The following is a 2138-nucleotide window of genomic DNA, read 5'->3' as shown; positions in this document are numbered from 1 at the left end:
AGTACCTTATAAGGTACTCGTTCTTTTTATGCGCGATTTTCTTTTAACCACTTCGTAATCGCATCTAACCTCGAAACATCAAAACGACTCTTTTCATACACATTTAAACTGTTTAAGCTATTTACAATTTCTAGTTCATTCGTTTTTACACTTTTTGCTTCAATTATTTTGCAGTACCCGTCTGTAACAGTATTTAAATTTTCATAATAACATTGAAACGATTTTGATATATGTAAATGTTTTTCAAAGTTTCTTCTTCTTTTTGTCTCGTCAAATTCTTTCCGTTTTCTAAGTTCTTCATCATTCGTATATAAATAAAAATATTGATCAGGAAAACCAATTTCCCTATTAATCAGCTTTTCTTTATAAAAGTTTTCTATTAAAGATAATGGCTGATCAAATATTTCAAAATGGAAACACCAATTATAACTAAGCGGCTGATAAATGTCTCCATCAAGTATTATTAATTTATATTGCTCTGACTTCTGCATTGCTATTTTCCAGCGCTCTACTTGTTTTTCAAAATACCATGTTCTATGTTCATTTTTTGGTCTTTCAAATAATAAATTCACTTCAGGTATAATATAAGCACCATAATTCTTTTCTAACTCACGACACGTTGTGCTCTTACCAACCGCACTCGCTCCCTCAAACGCTATAATCCCCATAGTTTCTCCCTCTTTCATTAACTAAAATCTCTTTGTTTCGCTTTTCTCCCCCATAACTGTTTCCATAAAACAATTGAAGCGATGGAGAGCATTATTGTTGTAATGATACTCCCTTCAATTCCGAACGAGCCTCCATGAAGGAATTCCGATCCACTTGTTACAGGTTTAAAAATTGGTGTAGAATACATTGTCATCCCACTAACTGCAAAACCAAATACGTTATATTGTGCCCAATTCCAAATGGAATGCCATGCGCATATCCCCCAAAGACTACTGTCTTTCAAAACGTAAAAAGCTGCAAACACACCAACTAATATTATATTCGATATTGAAAGAATTGTAATACCTGGATTTAGTAAATGAAGAAAACCAAATAAAAATGAAGTTACAACAATACCGACCCATATACGGCTTCTAACAGAAAGAACTGGAAATAACCAACCCCGAACAACAATTTCTTCTGTTGCACCTTGTATTAAAAAAGCAACTAAAGATCCCACAATTCCAAGTATAGCGGTTGGTGTAATGTGTTGCATTTGTAGTTGTACATTTCCAGTTAATAAAAGTAGCATGACTGGTATTGAAATAAAAACAAAACCTATTAATGCACCTCTTAAATATTTTCTTATCCACTGATTTCTCCAAAATCCAATGGATGAAATTGATCTTTTCTCTACAAATCTAATCCATAAAAAAACAAAAAATATAGCTCCGCCAAACGTCAATATCATTTCAATATCACTATAAATTGCTTTCATCAAAAGCGTTTCTGCTTTCGGTAAAAACAACATAAATAACATGAACAATTCACCTAAAGTTAAAAATACAATTGCAAGTATAACAGCAAATACTGGATGAACTTTTCTTCTTCCTTCTTTGGCTGCTTCAATTATTTTAAATTGATTAGACTGCAATATTCTCGCCTCCTTAACAAATACATCAACACTATTCTTATACTATATATCGATTCACTAATAAAATTTTCCAATAAAAATGTTCTTAGTTTAGCATAAACCAAAATTAGGAATAATATATAAATAAAAGAGATGTTTTTGTGTCTTTTACCATCCTATTTCACACTGGTATTACCAGCACTTGCTATTTCCCACCATTTGTTGTAAGATAGTAATTAAGGTCAATTTAACAATATATTTTCTTTGCATATTATCAAGTATCAATCAGGAACATTTTGTACTACTTATTGGTTTTTGATAATATGTGAACTTTTATTTTTCATTCAAATAAGGCCGATCATATTGTAATCTTTTTAAATTTTAGGAGGCATTACCATGACATTAACAGGTAAAGTAAAATGGTTTAACAGCGAAAAAGGTTTCGGTTTCATCGAAGTTGCAGACGGTAACGACGTATTCGTTCACTTCTCAGCTATCACTGGCGACGGCTTCAAATCTCTTGACGAAGGTCAAGAAGTTAGCTTCGAAGTTGAAGACGGTAACCGTGGACCTCAAG

General features: G+C 32.2%; 3 protein-coding genes. 1 reads left to right on the top strand and 2 read right to left on the bottom strand.

Translation table 11 applies throughout. From position 1 onward, the window contains the following. Positions 1-26: 26 nt before the first annotated feature. Together KI369_RS22510 and KI369_RS22505 are read right to left on the bottom strand one after the other, a co-directional pair. Positions 27-686, bottom strand: coding sequence for a nucleoside/nucleotide kinase family protein (locus KI369_RS22510; protein WP_212957457.1), 660 nt, complete (start codon positions 684-686; stop codon positions 27-29). Further along, on the bottom strand, positions 686-1582 hold the full coding sequence (locus KI369_RS22505; protein WP_088298422.1) for a CPBP family intramembrane glutamic endopeptidase: 897 nt from the start codon (positions 1580-1582) through the stop codon (positions 686-688). The genes KI369_RS22510 and KI369_RS22505 overlap by 1 nt, the downstream gene beginning before the upstream one ends. Positions 1583-1957: 375 nt before the next feature. On the opposite strand from KI369_RS22505, the gene KI369_RS22500 reads away from it, so the two are divergent. Beyond that, positions 1958-2138: cold-shock protein (locus KI369_RS22500; protein WP_212957456.1), on the top strand; the 181-nt coding region annotated here is incomplete at its 3' end.

It is taken from the genome of Bacillus sanguinis (genome assembly GCF_018332475.1).
GTDB lineage: Bacteria > Bacillota > Bacilli > Bacillales > Bacillaceae_G > Bacillus_A > Bacillus_A sanguinis.
Note: the sequence above shows the minus strand (reverse complement) of the source record. Positions and strands in the feature narration are given on the sequence as shown.

Bases quoted from the DNA above. Each gene is read 5' to 3' on its own strand.
- KI369_RS22510 (WP_212957457.1), bottom strand. From the start codon at position 686: ATGAAAGAGGGAGAAACTATGGGGATTATAGCGTTTGAGGGAGCGAGT.